Source organism: Aquimarina algiphila (assembly GCF_007489275.1).
GTDB lineage: Bacteria > Bacteroidota > Bacteroidia > Flavobacteriales > Flavobacteriaceae > Aquimarina > Aquimarina algiphila.
This window is the reverse complement of sequence record NZ_VLNR01000010.1, coordinates 66,079-82,754: the sequence shown is the minus strand read 5'-3', so window position 1 is coordinate 82,754 and position 16,676 is coordinate 66,079. Positions and strand designations below refer to the sequence as shown.

15 protein-coding genes are annotated in these 16,676 nt (G+C 34.2%); 4 read left to right on the top strand and 11 right to left on the bottom strand.

What is annotated here, in order from left to right:
* Position 1 precedes the first annotated feature (1 nt).
* The 6 genes from mraY to mraZ form a co-directional block, all read right to left on the bottom strand.
* A complete protein-coding gene (gene mraY, locus FOF46_RS06655) occupies positions 2-1,231 on the bottom strand; it encodes a phospho-N-acetylmuramoyl-pentapeptide-transferase (RefSeq protein ID WP_109438787.1) in 1,230 nt (409 codons plus the stop codon).
* Positions 1,232-1,274: 43 nt separating this feature from the next.
* A complete protein-coding gene (locus FOF46_RS06650) occupies positions 1,275-2,738 on the bottom strand; it encodes a UDP-N-acetylmuramoyl-L-alanyl-D-glutamate--2,6-diaminopimelate ligase (RefSeq protein WP_143915904.1) in 1,464 nt (487 codons plus the stop codon).
* Positions 2,735-4,729, bottom strand: coding sequence for a penicillin-binding protein (locus tag FOF46_RS06645; protein ID WP_167571757.1), 1,995 nt, complete (start codon positions 4,727-4,729; stop codon positions 2,735-2,737). Before FOF46_RS06645 ends, FOF46_RS06650 begins: the two co-directional genes overlap by 4 nt.
* A 6-nt stretch (positions 4,730-4,735) precedes the next feature.
* Positions 4,736-5,047: an FtsL-like putative cell division protein gene (locus tag FOF46_RS06640; protein ID WP_109438790.1), complete on the bottom strand. Its 312-nt coding sequence runs from the start codon at positions 5,045-5,047 to the stop codon at positions 4,736-4,738.
* Positions 5,044-5,940: a 16S rRNA (cytosine(1402)-N(4))-methyltransferase RsmH gene (rsmH, locus tag FOF46_RS06635; protein ID WP_109438866.1), complete on the bottom strand. Its 897-nt coding sequence runs from the start codon at positions 5,938-5,940 to the stop codon at positions 5,044-5,046. The genes FOF46_RS06640 and rsmH overlap by 4 nt, the downstream gene beginning before the upstream one ends.
* Positions 5,941-6,030: 90 nt before the next feature.
* Entirely contained in the window at positions 6,031-6,498 is a 468-nt protein-coding gene (gene mraZ, locus FOF46_RS06630) for a division/cell wall cluster transcriptional repressor MraZ (protein WP_109438791.1), read from the bottom strand.
* Positions 6,499-6,799: 301 nt separating this feature from the next.
* Here mraZ and FOF46_RS06625 point away from each other — a divergent pair, with 301 nt between their 5' ends.
* Both FOF46_RS06625 and yihA read left to right on the top strand, forming a co-directional pair.
* The gene (locus FOF46_RS06625; RefSeq protein ID WP_109438792.1) at positions 6,800-7,570 is read left to right on the top strand and encodes an alpha/beta fold hydrolase; all 771 of its coding nucleotides are present in this window, start codon (positions 6,800-6,802) and stop codon (positions 7,568-7,570) included.
* A gap of 13 nt (positions 7,571-7,583) precedes the next feature.
* Positions 7,584-8,189, top strand: coding sequence for a ribosome biogenesis GTP-binding protein YihA/YsxC (yihA, locus tag FOF46_RS06620; protein WP_109438793.1), 606 nt, complete (start codon positions 7,584-7,586; stop codon positions 8,187-8,189).
* An 11-nt stretch (positions 8,190-8,200) separates the two neighbouring features.
* On the opposite strand, the gene FOF46_RS06615 is transcribed toward yihA, so the two are convergent.
* From FOF46_RS06615 to gldB, 3 genes are all read right to left on the bottom strand, one after another.
* On the bottom strand, positions 8,201-8,509 hold the full coding sequence (locus tag FOF46_RS06615; protein ID WP_143915903.1) for a GTPase: 309 nt from the start codon (positions 8,507-8,509) through the stop codon (positions 8,201-8,203).
* Between the two features lie 98 nt (positions 8,510-8,607).
* Positions 8,608-8,946, bottom strand: a complete 339-nt coding sequence (gene gldC, locus FOF46_RS06610) for a gliding motility protein GldC (RefSeq protein ID WP_109438795.1) — start codon at positions 8,944-8,946, stop codon at positions 8,608-8,610.
* Positions 8,943-9,914 (bottom strand): gliding motility lipoprotein GldB, encoded by a 972-nt coding sequence (gene gldB / locus FOF46_RS06605; RefSeq protein ID WP_143915902.1) that lies wholly within the window; start codon positions 9,912-9,914, stop codon positions 8,943-8,945. Before gldB ends, gldC begins: the two co-directional genes overlap by 4 nt.
* 175 nt (positions 9,915-10,089) lie before the next feature.
* Between gldB and nadE the strand changes: the two genes are divergently transcribed.
* The gene (gene nadE / locus FOF46_RS06600; protein WP_109438797.1) at positions 10,090-10,878 is read left to right on the top strand and encodes an NAD(+) synthase; all 789 of its coding nucleotides are present in this window, start codon (positions 10,090-10,092) and stop codon (positions 10,876-10,878) included.
* Between the two features lie 144 nt (positions 10,879-11,022).
* On the top strand, positions 11,023-11,655 hold the full coding sequence (locus FOF46_RS06595; protein WP_109438798.1) for a response regulator: 633 nt from the start codon (positions 11,023-11,025) through the stop codon (positions 11,653-11,655).
* On the opposite strand, the gene dnaG is transcribed toward FOF46_RS06595, so the two are convergent.
* Positions 11,652-13,616 (bottom strand): DNA primase, encoded by a 1,965-nt coding sequence (gene dnaG / locus FOF46_RS06590; RefSeq protein ID WP_109438799.1) that lies wholly within the window; start codon positions 13,614-13,616, stop codon positions 11,652-11,654. The two genes, FOF46_RS06595 and dnaG, sit on opposite strands and share 4 nt — an antisense overlap.
* A gap of 132 nt (positions 13,617-13,748) precedes the next feature.
* Positions 13,749-16,658 (bottom strand): T9SS type A sorting domain-containing protein, encoded by a 2,910-nt coding sequence (locus tag FOF46_RS06585; RefSeq protein WP_208746758.1) that lies wholly within the window; start codon positions 16,656-16,658, stop codon positions 13,749-13,751.
* Between the last annotated feature and the right edge of the window lie 18 nt (positions 16,659-16,676).

The window sequence follows — 16,676 nt, the reverse complement described above, 5'->3', positions numbered from 1 at the left end:
ACTATCTCACCTTAAGCGTAATCACAGCAATAATTGCCAGAAAAATCCCAACAATCCAAAACCTGGAAACAATCTTACTTTCATGTATTCCTTTCTTCTGATAGTGATGATGTAAAGGAGACATCAAAAATATTCTCCTTCCTTCTCCATGCTTTTTTTTAGTATACTTAAACCAGCTTACCTGCATCATTACTGATAAGGTTTCTATAAAAAAGATTCCGCATATGATAGGGATCAAAAATTCTTTACGTATTGCAATTGCAATAACTGCTATAATTCCTCCTATAGTCAAACTTCCTGTATCCCCCATAAAAACCTGCGCAGGATACGTATTGTACCATAAAAAGCCTACCAAAGCCCCTGCAAATGCTGCTATAAATATGGTCATCTCTCCAGAATTAGGTATATACATTACATTGAGATAATCTGAAAATATGATATTACCCGAAACCCATGCAAACAGTGCTAATGTCAATACCATTATTGCTGATGAACCTGCAGCCAATCCATCAATCCCATCAGTAAGGTTGGCTCCGTTTGAAACCGCAGTGACAATAAAAATCACAATAGGTATAAATATTAACCAAGCATATTTAACGAGATCTGGACTGATCCAGGTAATCAAACTGGAATATTCGAATTCATTATTTTTGAGGAATGGTATTGTTGTTTTTGTAGACTTAATAGCTGGATTAAAATCTGAGCTCTCTTCAGAACTAGCAACCTGCTCTACATCAGAATTAGCTTTTTCTTCTTTAATGGTAATATCACTATGAAAATACATAGTACACCCTACGATAAGTCCTAATCCTACTTGACCAATAACCTTAAATTTCCCAGCAAGCCCTTCCTTATCTTTTCTTTTAATTTTTAAATAATCATCTGTAAAACCAATCACTCCCATCCATAATGTGGTAACAATTAACAGTATGACATATATATTATCCAGTTTAGCAAATAACAATACAGGAACAAGAGTTGCCAAAATAATAATGATACCTCCCATAGTTGGAGTTCCTGCCTTTTCTGCCTGACCATCTAATCCCAACTCACGAATACTTTCTCCCATTTGTTTTCTTTGAAGAAAACCTATAATGCGCTTACCATAAATTGTAGAGATTAATAACGACAGTATAATCGCCATTGCAGCTCTAAAAGTTATAAACTGAAACAGCGTTGCCCCGGGGAACTGGTATTCGCTTTCCAAATATTCAAATAAATAGTATAGCATAAGTCATTACCTTTTTATATTCTCTCTACAAACACAAAAGGATTTATTTGTTTAGTTTTTTTAGTTCTTCTCTAACAATTTCAAAATCATTAAAATCATTTCGTTCTCCATTAATTTCCTGATATGTTTCATGCCCTTTTCCTGCAATAAGAATTATATCATCTTTTTCTGCCAATTGACAGGCGGTTTTAATCGCTTGTTTTCTATCTGTAATAGAAAGTGTTTTTTTATAATCTTGTGGTTCTACTCCTTTTTCTATATCTGCAATAATTTGCTCTGGATTTTCTGTTCTGGGATTATCACTAGTAAAAATCGCTTTGTTACTAAGTCTCGCAGCAATGTTACCCATCACAGGGCGTTTCATCTTATCTCTATCCCCTCCACATCCAACAACCGTAATCAGAGTTTCATTATTTGTTCGAATATCATTAATGGTTTCCAGTACATTTTTTAATGCATCCGGAGTATGTGCATAATCCACTATTGCTGTAATCTTCTGCTCTGAAATCAAATATTGAAATCTACCGCTCACACTTTGTAATTCACTTAATAATTGAAGTGTTTCTAACGTCTCGAGTCCTAGCAACTCTGCCGCTCCAAAAATTGCCAATAAGTTATACGCATTAAAACTACCTATAAGCTTTGCCCAAACCTCATTATCATTAAGCTTAAGCAACAATCCCTCTAGACTATTTTCTAAGATTTGACCTCTATAATCGGCATATGATTTTAAAGCATAGGTGTATTGTTTTGCATGGGTATTCTGAAGCATAAAAGCTCCATTTTTATCATCTTTATTTACTAAAGCAAAAGCTTTTGCAGATAAACCATCAAAGAATACTTTTTTCACATCGCGATATTCTTTGAATGTATTGTGATAATCCAAATGATCGTGAGACAAATTCGTAAAAATTCCTCCAGCAAACTCAAGTCCTTCAGTACGTTTTTGATGAATCCCATGAGAACTTACTTCCATAAAGCAATATTCAACACCTGCTTCATTCATCTCCTTTAGATAATAATTGATAGCCAAAGAATCAGGAGTAGTATGTGTTGCCTTATATTCTTCTACATCAACCATAACTTTTACCGTTGATAACAATCCTACTTTAAAACCGGCTTTCTTAAAAAGTTGATATAACAATGTTGCAATCGTTGTTTTTCCATTAGTTCCTGTTACTCCAACTAATTTTAGGTTTTCTGAAGGAGTGTCAAAATAATTAGAAGCCATTATTGCTAATGCAGACTGTGTATCTTCTACTTCTACATAAGTAACTCCATTAACCGTAACATCCGGTATTTTTTCACAAATCACCGCTAATGCTCCCTGATTAATAGCTTTTTCAATAAAGTCATGCCCATCTGAGACCAATCCTCTAATAGCCACAAACACATCATCCCGCCCTATTTTTCTAGAATCGAATTCGATTTTATTAACGCTAGTTTTTGTATCACCTACAACAGCATTAATCGCTACTTTATATAGAATATCTTTTAACTCTGTCACGATAGCTCTAATCTTATTTTTTGATTTATTTTCACTTTGGTTCCCGGCTCTATAGACTGCTTCTTTACAGTTCCTGATCCTTTTAGCTCCACTTTAAGCCCCATATTTTCTAAAAGTGAAATAACATCCATTGCGGGCATCCCTTTTACATTAGGCATTATGGTTTTATATTTTCGAGCATTCTCATAATATTTCTCATAACTATTCACAACTGAATTACTCTCAATCGCTGCATATGATACCTCGTCAATCACTGGTATATCATTATATATTTTTGTTGCTATAGTCTTAAAAACAGGAGCTGCCACTTCACTTCCGTAATATCCTTTTTTCTTATTCGGTTTATGAATTACAACAATGCAAGAATAAATAGGGTCATCTGCTGGAAAATATCCTGCAAAAGATGAGATATATTCTCGTTCTTTATCTCTACCATAATTACCCCAACATGTACCTGTTTTACCGGCTATTCCAAAATTATCTGTAAGAATATTGTCTGCCGTACCTCTCTTCACAACATTCTTCATCATTTCTTGTGCTATTTTTGCTGTTGTTTTAGAACATATCGTAGGGTTTAAAACCTCTTTATCAAATCTTTCTCTCGTCTTATCCCAGGTTTTTACTTCTTTGATAAACCTTGGCTTTACCATTTCACCATCATTTGCAATAGCATTATAAAAAGCTAAAGTTTGTAAAGGAGTAATTGCAACACCATATCCATGCGCCATCCAAGGCAAAGTAGTGCCATACCAATCATCATCTCCTGGATAAGGAATCTTTGGTTTTCCTTCTCCTTTAATTGCTAGTCCGAGTGTTTCTCCTAATCCCATATTAATCAATCGATCAACAAACTTTCTTGGGTTATCTTTATAATTTTCATTAATCATTTTTGCAAAAGCTGTATTTGAAGACAGCTCGAATGCTCTTGCAGCGGATATTTTTCCATATCCTCCCCACTTAGAATCTTTTACAACCCTATCATAAAACTTTACACGACCATTTTCTGTATCCACAACATAACTCGAATCAATAACCCTATCTTCTAAAGCTGCTACCATAGTCATTAATTTAAAGGTAGACCCTGGCTCATGAGACTCTCCTACTGCGTAATTTAGTTTCTCATAATATTTCCCTGCTTTGGTACGCCCAAGGTTAGATATTGCTTTTATCTCTCCGGTTTTTGTTTCCATTACTACAACAGTACCATGTTCTGCTTCGAATTTTTCAAGTTGTCCTAATAGTACATGATGTGATATATCCTGAATATTTACATCAATAGTTGAAACCACATCAAATCCATCCTGAGGCTCTACCTCATTATCATCGCCTATAGGTTTCCATTGATTTTTTGCTATCTTTTGTTTCTTTCTTTTTCCTTCTTTCCCTCTTAAAAAAGGGCCATACGCACCTTCTAAACCTACTCTAGTATAATATCCTTGCTCATCTCTTCTTTCATACCCAACCGTGCGTTCTGCAATTTTCCCAATAGGATGCTCTCTTATTGTACGCTGCTCAACAATTACCCCCCCTCTATTTGCACCGAACTCAAACAAAGGAAATTTTTTAACTCTCATATATTGAGAATACCCTAAATTTCTTCGAAGCAACAAGTATCTGTTTTTATTATCTCTAGCTACTCTAATAATTTTATCATAATATGAAACAGGTTTTCCAAATTCTTTGGATAATGCTTCACAAAGTGGTTTAATATATTTTCTAAAATCTTTTTCGTTTACAGTAAGTGCATCAAATCTTATATCATATTTAGGAACTGATGTAGCTAGCAAATTACCCTTACTATCATAAAGATTACCTCTATTGGCTGGTATATCAAAAGTTTTAAAAACTCTTTCTTGAGCTTTTTTACGATACATATCTCCTTCTACAAACTGTATATTTACCAGTTTTGCCAATACCGCAATGGCAAAAACAAACATACATGCTGCTATGAAGTACAACCTATTTAATATGTTTTTCTCTTTTATTGCCAAAACAACTTAATTTTTTACTATTATTTTTCTTGGAGGCCTTGCCGGGCGTTTTAATCCTTTTTGTGTCATCTTTTTGATTATAGATGATTCCATTTTCAATCTCATTAATTCAGTCTTTCCATCCACAAATTGTGTTCTTAATTCTCTTACTTCATTATTCAATCTGGCAATTTCGTGTACTTTGCTCTCTGCATTATGAGAACTGGCAATCATTACTATCGCCAAAAAAGAAAGAAACAATAACATTCTCCAATTTTTCATTGCATCATCTGCAATCAAAAATTTTCCTTTTAATATGTCATAGATTGTCTGTTTCAAATTCTTTCTGCTATTCTAAGTTTAGCACTTCGTGCTCTATTATTCACTTTAACCTCTTCACTATCAGGAACAATTAATCCTCCTATTTTTTTAAATGGTACTGACACATTACCATATAAATCTTTTTCTGGTTCACCTTCAAACATCCCATTGCGAATAAATCGTTTTACCAATCTATCTTCTAAAGAATGATATGAGATTAAACTAATTCTCCCTCCTTCATCCAACAATTCTGTAGTTTGTTCTAAAAACTCCTTTAACACTTCAATTTCTTGATTTACCTCAATACGAATTGCTTGATAAATCTGGGCTAAAATCTTATGCTCTTTATGTTTTGGTAAAAATGGCTTCAACACCTCTTTTAACTCCACGCTCGTTTTAATAGGACTTTCTTTTCTTGCTCCAACTATTGCTCTTGCCAGTTTAGGCGCATTGCGTAACTCACCATATTGCAAAAACATTACTTTTAAATCTGACTCATCATATTCGTTAATTATATGATAAGCCGACACTTCTCCATTTTGATTCATCCTCATATCTAAATCGGCTTCGAACCTTGTAGAAAAACCTCTGTCTGCAACATCAAACTGATGAGAAGAAACTCCAAAATCCCCAAGAATACCATCTACTTTTCGGATTCCATAAAACCTTAGAAATCTTTTAATAAACCTAAAATTTTCATTGATCAAAGTGAACCTATCATCATCAATTGCATTACTCAAAGCGTCTTGATCTTGATCAAATGCATATAGTTTTCCCTCTGGACCTAATTGTTTTAATATTTCATTAGAATGACCTCCTCCTCCAAACGTAACATCAACATAAACCCCATCTGGCTTGATCGCCAAACCACCAACGGTTTCCTTAAGTAAAACAGGATTATGATATTCCATCTGTTCCATTTCTATCTTTTTAAATAATCACACAAACACCCAATCTTCAATATTTTTTGAATCAGGTATTTTCAAACATTATCCTTTAAATTAATCAAGGTTTATTTCATCATCAAATCCCATCACTTCCTCAGCCAAATCTCCAAAATCATCAGCCACATCATCTATTGCTTTTTCATATTGATCTTTATCCCAGATTTCGATAATATTAACAGCCGATGACAATACTAGATCCTTAGTGATACCGGCAAAACTTATCAAATCCTTTGGAATCAAAAGACGACCTGCCGAATCAATTTCTACTATTTTCACTCCAGCTGTAAACCTTCGGATGAAATCATTATTCTTCTTTTTAAAGCGGTTTAATTTGTTTAGTTTTTGCATTAAAAGGTTCCATTCTGCCATTGGATACAACTCCAAACAAGACTGAAACACAGCTCTTTTCACTACAAATCCATCTTGCAACACAGGCGAAAGTTGCTTTTTAAAAGCAACAGGCATCATCAGACGTCCCTTAGCGTCTGCCTTACATTCGTATGTGCCGATTAGATTTACCACTTTATTTCCCTAAACGTTTAATTAGTCAAATATATTGAAAATTTTACCACATTTTACCACATTTTACCACATTGTTGATAAGTTGTACTTAAAATAGCACACAGGAAGGCATTAAAAACTTTAAAATTTTGTCTATCAAGACACTAGAGCAAGCTTATGAATTCGTAGCTTTAATCAATCCGAGGAGGAAAAAACAACCGTCAAAAAAAATATAAAAATTCATTTTGCAGTATTAATAAAAAAAACATAAAACTAATTATGAAAATGCTATATTTGCTTTTAATTCTTGTAAGAAATATTAATGAAGCACGAATTAAAAAAAGACGGAAAATTTAGTTATCTAGATTTAGGGGAAGGTACACCGATCATCATTTTACACGGATTGATGGGTGGTTTGAGTAACTTTGAAGGTGTGAATTCTCACTTTCCTAAACATGGATATAAAGTACTAACTCCTGAACTTCCAATTTACACATTACCTTTACTAAAAACTAAGGTTATAACATATGCAAAGTACCTCAAAGATTTTATAGATCATTTGGGTTATGGTGACAAAGAGGTGATTCTTCTTGGGAATTCTCTGGGTGGTCATATTGCACTTCTATGCACTAAAATGTTTCCTGAGAAAATAAAAGGACTTGTTATCACAGGAAGCTCTGGACTTTATGAAAGCGCAATGGGTGAAAGCTACCCTAAACGTGGTGACTACGAATACATTAAAGCCAAAGCTGAAAGTGTATTTTATGACCCAAAAATAGCAACAAAAGAAATTGTAGACGAGGTTTACTCTACTGTAAATGATCGAAACAAATTAATACGAACTCTTGCAATTGCCAAAAGTGCTATTCGTCATAATATGGCAAAAGATTTACCTAATATGAACACACCAACATGTGTTATATGGGGGAAGAATGACAATGTCACCCCCCCAGAAGTTGCAGACGATTTCAACAGGTTATTACCTGATTCTGACTTATACTGGATAGACAAGTGTGGTCATGCAGCTATGATGGAACATCCAGAAGAGTTTAACCGTTTATTTCACAATTGGTTACTAGAACGTAACTTCTAATTTTATTAATGCGATGAAGATTAGCAGCGCTGAATTTGTAATGAGTAATAGCGATGTTGCCAAATGCCCTAAAGACAGACTTGCAGAGTATGCTTTTATCGGGAGATCTAATGTTGGCAAGTCTTCATTAATTAATATGCTTACCAACCGAAAAAGCCTTGCTAAAACATCTGGACGACCCGGAAAAACTCAATTGATTAATCATTTTATCATTAATAAGAGTTGGTTCTTGGTCGATTTACCTGGATACGGGTACGCGAGAGTATCTAAATCTTCAAAAAAAGTATTTCAAAAATTTATTACAGCGTATTTTTCAAAACGCACTCAACTCGTAAGTGCATTTGTTTTAGTGGATTGTAGGCATGAGCCTCAAAAAATAGATCTTGAATTTATGCAATGGCTAGGCGAGCATCAAATACCATTCTCTATTATTTTTACGAAGGCAGATAAGCTTACTAAAACCAAACTACCTATTCAAATAGATGAATATATAAAAGAAATGCTAAAATATTGGGAAGAGATGCCTAATTATTTTATAACATCATCCTCTTCTGGATTAGGCAAAGACGAAATACTTAGCTATATCTCCGAAATTAATACACAGCTAAAAAATTCTTAGCCTCTCTCATATTATTGTAAAAGATCAATTAAATCTTCCACCGAAGACAGAGATGATATCACTTTTGAATCAAACAGAATTTCTATTACCGAACCTTCTTTTTTAAAAACTGCAGGAAACGTTAAATTTTCAATATTTAAATCCAAGTATGTATCTAAGAATTGATCCTTATACATAAACACAAACTCTGAGTTACTATTTTCTCTATAATTTTTCCACCTTTTTTTCTCTGTAAAATTACCATGAGTCAAATTACAAAGATCACAAGAATATGTATCAGGACTCACAATCTTATGGAGCACATCTACATATTTATTCAAAAAATCGGATTTTGCATTATACACAAAAATCAAGATTCCTTTCAAAGCTTCAATTTTGGAAATAAGTTAGAAGGATTCACAAAACCAACCCATAAGGTTTATTGTTGTTTTAATTCTAATTTTTCTGCAAAATAATCACAAAAATCTTTCATGGTAGCAGTCATTTTTTCATCTTGTGTAGCACGATGAAAGGTATCACTCATTGCAACTAATGTTTGATGAAAAAAGATTTTCATTTCATCTACTGGCATATCTTTAGTCCACAAATCAATACGAAGACTTTCTTTACTTTTACTATCCCAAACAGATAGCAATAAAGCTTTGGTCTCTTCATTTTCTACCCCACCATCTTTGGCCGTCCATTTTAATTGTTCAGGAATACGATTTTCATCTAATTCTATATCTATTTTAATCTCTGATTTATGTCCCTTTGTCATTGTCTTTTGGGTTTATATTTTGATTTGTTAAAAATCGTCTCTGCATCTTCTAACAATAATTGCCGCAAAGATACATCGTTATTTTTCATATATGAAGCCACAATCTTCCAACCTATAAATTGCCCCACTCTATCAGGCGCTTCATTATCTATTTCTTCTAAATAAAACTTTGAAAAAGGAGCTGGATATAAAAATCTAGGCATTAATTCGCCATCTGTACTATATAACAGCTGCTTATCTATAAAATACCTCCATATCTCTTCTTCGTTTGCTACTACCCAGGCATATTGTTCTTCACTATACCCCATTTTTCTTGCATCACTATTATTAGGCAAAAACAAATCCTTTAAATACAACTCTTTACCAAAAGACACCAGATTTCCCATAAATGTTCTATCTCGTATTGGTCCAACTCTATTTTTAGCATACATAGAAGCTGCATCAGACACTATTTGATTCCTTTCAAAATTTTGTTTCAGATATTTCTGTATCCCTTCATAAAAATGATGATCTGTTCCTAAATACGTATCCAAAGCTATAATTAACAAACCTTTTGAAAGCACTACTTTATTTCTATAATCTACATCAGATGTAATCGTTATAACCCTTGGCTCTTTAATTTCGGGGAAATAATATTTAACATGTTGAAAAAGTGATTTTAATTGTTCTTCCTCCTCAGAAAGGTCATTAAAAATTTTCTTTATTTCATCATTTATTTCTAATTGAATGGTATCTTTTGATTTATTAATCCATACACTATCTGCATATTTTTCTGAAAACAGAAAAGGATAGTTTTCTTTTAAATCAGGTAGGTTTTCTCTTGTTAATTCTGCAAATGATTGATCAAAACGTTCTATTTTAATATTTACAGGAATTTTAACTATCTCTTTTTCAACTTTGCTTTCATGTGAGCAAGAAAATAATATACAAAAAACGATAGTGAATTTTAAAAATTTAATACTATTCATTCTCAAATTATAATATGTCCTTAAATAATTTCTATTACTTAAGAACACCATGTTTTTTTATTAATTTTATAATTGCAAAGGTAATATATCAAATTACCAATTACGAGATTAAAATTGATAGATATATTTGTTTTAGCTTAGCACATAATAAATGAATAATAATAAATCATAAAACATGCAAACAGAAAAAGTAATTGATCATATAGTAAACTGGCTAAAGGATTATGCGACCAAAGCAAACATAGGTGGTTTTGTTGTCGGAGTGAGTGGAGGAATTGATAGTGCGGTTACTTCTTCTTTGTGCGCAAGAACTGGTCTAAAAACAATTTGTGTAGAAATGCCAATTCACCAAGCTCAAAGCCAAGTAACTAGAGCTCAAGAACATATCACCCAATTAAAAGAAAGATTTTCTAATGTTTCTGATGTAAGAGTTGATCTTACTCCTGTTTTTGAAGAGTTTAAATCTGCTGTTCCCAAAACAGAACAAAGCGCACAACTTGATTTGTCTCTTGCAAACACTAGGGCCCGATTAAGAATGTCTACATTATATTATTTTGCTGGATTGCACAAATATCTGGTGGCTGGCACAGGAAATAAAGTTGAAGATTTTGGTGTTGGTTTCTATACTAAATATGGTGACGGCGGTGTAGATCTAAGTCCTATAGCTGATCTTTTAAAAAGTGAAGTTTATGATCTCGGTAAAGCTTTAGATGTACCAAACTCAATACAAATTGCTGCTCCTACAGATGGATTATTTGGTGACAGCAGAAGCGATGAAGATCAAATTGGAGCAAGTTATGATGAATTAGAATGGGCTATGAAAATGAAAGAAGATGGCAAAAATGTGAACGATTTTAAGGAACGAGAACAAGAGGTCTTTGCTATTTTTACACGACTAAATACCGTAAATCAACATAAAATGACACCGATTCCGGTCTGTAAAATACCCTTTAATCTAAAATAAGAGGCATTTTATCGATAAATCCATAAAAAAAAGTTTACGAGGACTAGTTCTTAGTAATTTTGCACAAAGATTACAAAGTTACCCCTAGCCTTAAGGAATGTTAAACTCTTAAATTTAAACTAACATTAACAATCGTAAACAAGAATGACAACCGTATTAATCGCAGATCATCATCCAATTACAAGGAAGGGGATCGTTTCTTTATTTCGCCACTCAGAAGATTATGAGATCATTGGAAAAGTAAGTAACGGTAACGAGATGTATGATGTTTTGAAATCTAACACTCCTGATGTCCTCATCATGGAGCTAGACCTACCTCAGATCAATGGAATTATGGCATTGAGAACAATCAAGAAAGAATTTTCTGGAATAAAAGTAATTATTTTTAGTTCTCATCCTGAAGAAATGTATGCATTAAGTGCCATTAAAGCTGGAGCTTCGGCATATTTAGCAAAAACAGTTCCGACAAAAACACTTAAAAAAGCAATAGAACGTGTTGCTCGAGGGGGTATTTATTTAAATGACAACCTAACCCAACAGTTAGCTAACGGAAATGCCAATGAAAACAACATGGTAGTGAAGTATAAAAAGCTTTCTTCTCGAGAGATCGAAGTTCTTAATTTACTTTCCTCGGGGAAACGTAATAAAGACATCGCTACTACACTATCTATTAATGAGAAAACAGTAAGCACATATAAAACCAGATTACTAAAAAAATTAAAAGTGGATAATCTTGCCGATCTAATTCATCAGTCCAGATTATTACATATTAGCTAAATCACTCGATTTAGTTTTCTATATAATAATTTTTTAAGAGTTTGATAATCTCGAATATCCTCTAAAACACTCATATTATTATTTTCAATATTCTGAGCTTTCACTTCTTGTGAAAGCTCATTTATTTTTTGATCTATCAAGAACCCTCTTAAGCCCAGTATAATATTATTCACATATTCTGATACAGAATCGGTTTTTTGTTTTACATGAATCTCCACATCCACCCACCTATGGAGTTCATAGCGATCTTCGGTCATCATTATTTCTGTAATTTCTGAGGCTATCTCTGGTGGAATTTTATTTATAAAACTTTCGATCTTAAACTCAGTATCCAAATTTAGTTCTTCAATCAAAATCGCATATATATCTTTGAACATTTGATCAGTGAATTCGATTTCATCATCTTGTAAATCCAAAAATATTTTTTCAAAAACCTTTGCGGTATGTATTTCAGGTTCTAAAACAAGCTCTCCTTCTTCGTTCTCCTTCATTATCAAATCTTCAAACTCCTCTTCCTGCACACCATATAACAACAGTGCTTTTATAATATGACGTTCTAATATATACTGCCTATTTACCTTAGGCTGTTTCTGCACTTCGGTTTTTACTACCTCTAATGATTTATGTTCTTGCTTTTGTTGTTTGCGCTGATCCTTTGCATCTACATTACGTATTTGTGCCAAGGTATCAAATAACACATCTTCAGAAATATCCATAATTCTAGAACACTCCTGTACATAAATCTCTCTTTTGATCACATCAGGAATTTTAGAAATACTGGTTACCATATCTCTAACTAATTCTGCTTTCTTTATCGGATCATTTTTTGACTCCTGTTGTAACAATGAAGCTTTAAAACTTATAAAATCTTGAATATTATCTTCCAGATACGAGCTAAGCTCCTCTAAAGTATTTTGTTTTGCGAAACTATCAGGGTCCTCTCCTTCGGGAAAACTACATACTTTTACATTCATCCCCTGTTCCAAGATCAAATCAATCCCTCGTATAGAAGCTCTCATTCCGGCTGCGTCACTATCAAATAGCACAGTGATGTTTTTTGTCAATCTACTAATTAGTCGTATTTGATCAGGTGTTAATGCGGTTCCTGAAGAAGAGACCACATTTTTCACTCCCGTTTGATTAAACTGAATAACATCTGTATATCCTTCTACAAGATAACAGTTATCTTCTTTGGCTATAGATTGCTTAGCATGATAAATTCCGTAAAGCACCTTACTTTTATGATAGATATCACTCTCGGGTGAATTAAGGTACTTAGCAGCCTTTTTATCATTTGTTAATATCCTACCTCCAAAACCCAGTACACGGCCAGACATGGATTGAATAGGAAACATCACTCTTCCTTTAAAGCGATCAAACTGCTTTTCTTCTTTTACTATAGTTAAACCTGTTTTCTCAAGGTAATTTAATTGATATCCTTTTTTAATAGCTTCAGAAGTAAAGGCATCCCAAGAATCTGGAGAGTACCCCAGATCAAACTTTTTTATGGTTTCATCGGTAAACCCTCTTTCTTTAAAATATGATAACCCTATTGCTTTACCTTGTTCTGTTTTAAGTAATGAATTTTGAAAGAATGTATTTGCAAACTCGCTAACCAGATACATACTTTCCCGTTCATCAGCTTGTTGCTTCTGTTCATCAGTCTGTTCTGTTTCTTCTATTTCTATATTGTATTTCTTCGCAAGGTATTTTATAGCTTCTGGATAAGTGAAGTGCTCATGTTCCATCAAAAAAGCAACTACATTACCTCCTTTACCACTAGAAAAGTCTTTCCAGATCTGTTTTACGGGAGAAACCATAAATGATGGAGTTCTCTCATCACTAAAAGGACTTAACCCTTTAAAATTACTCCCTGCCTTTTTTAATTGCACAAAATCCCCTATAACCTCCTCTAATCTAGCGGTTTCAAATACAGCATCTACGGTGGACTTATGAATCATAAATAATATAGCAATAAATTATACGCAACAAAAATAATATAATTCCCGAGACCCAAATCCTCTTATGTATTTAATAAAAAAAGGGCTACCTAAAAAGGCAGCCCCAGAAATTAAACAATCATTTATAAAAAACTATTTTCTATTCGCAATAACGAATTGTTTTGTTTCTATGATTTCTTTTCCTGTAATTCTAGCAAAATATGTTCCTGCCGGAAGATTACTTACATCAACTTTTTGCTTAGTTCCCTGATCGTTAACACTAAGAACTAATTGACCAAACATAGAGAAGATCTCAAGGTTCTGAATTGCCGTTTTACCTACTGATATATTTAAGATTCCGTTATTAACAGGATTTGGTGATAAAACAAAATTCTGGTCATTTTTCTGAACATCTGTCAATTCATATGTATCTAATCTAGCTGATCCCTGAACACAGAAATCTGTTACATCAGAACTTCCAAACTCACCTCCTGATACAATTGTACCTGCACTACTTGACAAGGTATAAGATCCATTACCAAATCCACAGCAAATACCATCACCAAAAGAATCAGAAATTGTAAATGTGTAACTACCAGAAGCTAATCCTGTTATTGTTTCTGTAACAGTTGACCCATCAGGATTCGCAGTAGAGTAACTTTCTGAAGCTACAGTAGTTCCGCCTGCATCAACTAATGTCCAAGATGTTTCTTGAGGATAATTATCAAATGTAATACTTAAGCTTAAATCACCTGTAGCACAGTTTCCTCCAGGACCACCACCAGCAGTAAGAGATATTGCATCTATAGCTGCATCAGCTTGCCAAGTACCTCCAGTAAGACGATTAAATCGTAATTGTAACCCAGAACCTAAGTACGCTGCTAAATCTATTGTAGCAGTCTGCCAAGAGTTTCCTTGGTTACCACTTCTTGTCCAAATACTTGTCCAAGTTACTCCTTCATCATTACTTGCTTCAACATCCAATGATCCAAAATTAGAAGACCCAAACATATGGTATCTAAAAGAAAATACTGCTGCTGTAGCATCATTAAGATCAAAACAAGGCGAGTTTAGAATTGCTCGTTTATTTGGGAAACCTGTACCATTACCAGATGCTTCTACATAAATATAATTGGAACCATCGTCGGCACTTGAAGGCCCTGTATTATTAGATGGAGTACCCGCAGAATCTACTGTCCAATCAAGATCATCTCCAGAAGCCTGAGTCCAAGCTCCTAAACCACTTTCAAAACTTTCGTTATAAGGTGCTAATAATCCATTTAAACAACCTGGTCCTGTTGTACTTTCTAGCGTAGTAACACTTACTGTATTACTTGCACCTGATTCGTTACCCGAAGCATCTTTTGCAATTACAGAGAATGTATATGTCGTAAGAGGCGCTAATCCGGTTACTATAAATGTTGCATCAGGAGCTGTAGCAACAACTACTCCGTCTTGATAAATATCGTATCCTGTAACTCCCACATTATCTGTAGAGGCATCCCAGTTTAATGTAGTCTGTCTAGCAGTTGTACCAGAAGCTACCAAATTTGCTGGAGTTGATGGTGCTTCATTATCGATAACCGCTGGTTCGATTTTAAAAGCAACAACATGACTTCTTCTTACATTTGGAGATGGCCCTTTCATATACTCGCTAATATGCCAGAAGGTCATATCATCTGTTGGATCAATAGTCATTTGACCGTAATCTCCATATCTACCATCACCTCTATTATTTTGAGCATCACCATCTGCTGAAACTTGTTCTACGGCAGTCATTGTATTAAGAGGGTCACTTGCCAATCTTCCTGTATAACGTAGTGAAGTAAATACACTACTACTTACAACAGTATATGCTAATCCTATATTACCTTGAGCATCTTGGGCTATACTACCACAAAAAGCACTAAGACCATCTGGCTGAACATAGGTTCCTTCCTGATAGATTGTCCAAGGAGCACCATCACCAGTTTGTCTTAATTCATACCAACGAATACCTGCTAAACTATCTGTACCATCAAGATCTACTACAAAATTCATAACAACAGAATTATGAGTTCCAAAACGCCTGTATTGGGTCATGTACATCATTGTTGCTTGTAATGCATCTATGTCTGGACCTGTACCTGGCTCATCAAGATTCTGAAAAGATCCACCATCAAACACACTATCGAATGGAGTTGTAGGTATACTTTGCGGAGCAGAAATAGACGAATTGGCTGGAGTTGTCCAGTCTACAGTCGTTGTCCAAATCTTTAATTCATCCTGAGAAACACCTGACCAGCTATCATCTTGTAAATACACTATAGAACAACCTGTACCTACTGGTGGTAATGTTGTACCTGTTGCATTAAAACCACCCGGACTATAAAAACCATTAGTTTCTGCCCCTGGAAGAGGGAAACCAATTAATTGTGCTCCCGGATCTCCTACAAGCATTTGATCTCTTTCTACTACGAATACAACATCATTAACATCAGGAGCATTTTGATCCTTATTTGCAGTGATATAATACCCATCACTCCAGATTGAAAGCTTCTCATAATCTGGAAATGTACCTGTGTTAAATCGGTATGTAAACCATCCGTCATTAACAGGATCTGGTCCTTGACCAACAGCAATCAGAAATCCATTTGGGGTATTACTAAATTGCATAACAATAAATCTATCTGCAAAGTTATCATACACCACTATTGGATCTCCCAAAGTTTCTCCAGGAAACAATGTTGCTAATGAAGCTTCTGGCAATAAAACATTACCACTTCTATCCAGAATACCAAAACCAGAGTTAAAAGCATAAACATAGTGGTTTGGCCCTATAGCACCTGTAGCATCATTTAATACAGTACCTATGTGCGCATCAAAAGAAGCAACAGGAGCGCTAGTCGCCATTTTTGAAGCCGATTTTTGTGATGCTTCATTAAAGAAAGGATCATTTCCTTGTGGATATCCTTTTCCTGGGACATACGTATTACTACCCCTACGTTTTGCCGGAGCATCATGTGCTAAACCTTTAGCAGAAATAATGTTATCCATTTGAGAAAGCGCGGGGATTTTTTTCATGTAGACAGCTTTACCTAC

Coding starts and splice junctions, on each gene's coding strand:
- mraY (WP_109438787.1), bottom strand. CDS start 1,231: ATGCTATACTATTTATTTGAATATTTGGAAAGCGAATACCAGTTCCCC.
- FOF46_RS06585 (WP_208746758.1), bottom strand. CDS start 16,658: ATGAAAAAAATCCCCGCGCTTTCTCAAATGGATAACATTATTTCTGCT.
- rsmH (WP_109438866.1), bottom strand. CDS start 5,940: ATGGAATATCATAATCCTGTTTTACTTAAGGAAACCGTTGGTGGTTTG.
- nadE (WP_109438797.1), top strand. CDS start 10,090: ATGCAAACAGAAAAAGTAATTGATCATATAGTAAACTGGCTAAAGGAT.
- yihA (WP_109438793.1), top strand. CDS start 7,584: ATGAAGATTAGCAGCGCTGAATTTGTAATGAGTAATAGCGATGTTGCC.
- FOF46_RS06625 (WP_109438792.1), top strand. CDS start 6,800: ATGAAGCACGAATTAAAAAAAGACGGAAAATTTAGTTATCTAGATTTA.
- gldC (WP_109438795.1), bottom strand. CDS start 8,946: ATGACAAAGGGACATAAATCAGAGATTAAAATAGATATAGAATTAGAT.
- dnaG (WP_109438799.1), bottom strand. CDS start 13,616: ATGATTCATAAGTCCACCGTAGATGCTGTATTTGAAACCGCTAGATTA.
- FOF46_RS06595 (WP_109438798.1), top strand. CDS start 11,023: ATGACAACCGTATTAATCGCAGATCATCATCCAATTACAAGGAAGGGG.
- gldB (WP_143915902.1), bottom strand. CDS start 9,914: ATGAATAGTATTAAATTTTTAAAATTCACTATCGTTTTTTGTATATTA.